This is a genomic window from Streptomyces sp. SID11385 (genome assembly GCF_010548245.1).
Lineage (GTDB): Bacteria > Actinomycetota > Actinomycetes > Streptomycetales > Streptomycetaceae > Streptomyces.
The window spans coordinates 1-1302 of sequence record NZ_JAAGLR010001011.1 but is presented as its reverse complement, the minus strand read 5'-3'; the positions used below and the strand labels follow the sequence as shown (position 1 = coordinate 1302).

Annotated in this window: 1 protein-coding gene; it reads right to left on the bottom strand. The window is 74.3% G+C overall.

Annotated features, from left to right (window positions below):
• A partial coding sequence (locus tag G3I42_RS30910; RefSeq protein ID WP_275405309.1) for an FtsK/SpoIIIE domain-containing protein occupies positions 1-1302 on the bottom strand: 1302 nt, incomplete at both ends.

Genomic DNA, 1302 nt, shown 5'->3' with positions numbered 1-1302 from the left:
TACCAGGGCTCCTGGCGCTGGCGCGCGGGGTCGTCCAGGACGCCGACGGGCACGCGCATCGGGCCCTTGGCGCGCGGCAGGCGGAGTCCTTCGTGGGTGGCCTCCAGGGGGCCCGCGGCCTGGTCGAGGGTGACGGCGGCGGGCAGGGGCGGGAGCCAGATGCGGCGCACGGGCGGTGCGGCGGCGAGCTGGTCGACCATGACGCCGAGCAGTCCGGTCCCGGTCGCGGGCGGCGTGGCGGCGGGACCGGCCTCGGGGGCCGCCTCGGCGCCGGGGAGCGCGCGGGTGGGGTACGGCAGCACGCGCGGCGCCGCGTCCTCCTCCGCCTCGCGCACCGGGCTCTCGTAGCTCCCGGACACGTAGGCGGCTTTGAAGCGTGTGTACGTGGACGTGTCGACCTTCAGGTAGCCGAAGCCCGGGAGCGGCGGGAGGTGGAAGGCGTCGGTGGTGTCGAGGACGGTGCGGGACTCCTCGGCGGAGAAGGTGCGCAGGCCGAGCCGGTAGGAGAGGTAGGTGTCGAGCCCCTTCAGGCGCCCGCCCTCGATGCGCTGGCTGGCGAGGAGCAGGTGCACGCCGATGGAGCGGCCGATGCGCCCGATGGAGAGGAAGAGGTCGATGAAGTCCGGTTTCGCGGTAAGGAGTTCGCCGAACTCGTCGATGACGACGAAGAGGTGCGGGAGCGCTTCGAGGTCCGGTCTGCGCGTGGCGCGCTCGTGGGCGTACGCGCCGATGTCGGCGAAGTTCCCGGCGTCCTTGAGGACTTGCTGTCTGCGCTTGACCTCGCCCGCGAGCGAGGCGTGCACGCGTTCCACGAGCCCCGCCTGGTTCTCCAGGTTGGTGATCATCCCGGCGACGTGCGGGAGGCGCGTGAAGGGCGCGAAGGTGGCGCCGCCCTTGTAGTCGACGAGGACGAGGGCGAGTTGCTCGGGGGTGTGGGTCGTGGCGAGGGCGAGGACGAGGGTGCGCAGGAGTTCGCTCTTGCCGGAGCCGGTGGCGCCGACGCACAGCCCGTGCGGGCCCATGCCGAGCTGCGCGGACTCCTTGAGGTCGAGGAGGACGGGTTCGTGCCGGTCGGTGAGGCCGATCGGCACCCGCAGCAGCTCGCGCGCGGAGCGCGGGCGCCACAGCGCGGCGAGGTCGAGGCGGGCCGCGTCCTCGATGCCGAGGAGGGCGGGGAAGTCGACGGGCCCGGCGACGGGCGTCCCCTCGGCGGCGGACTCGGCGGAGAGCCGCAGGGGGGCGAGCGCGCGGGCGAGACCTTCGGCGGCGGGCGTGCTCACCTCGTCGGCGCGTCCCGGGACG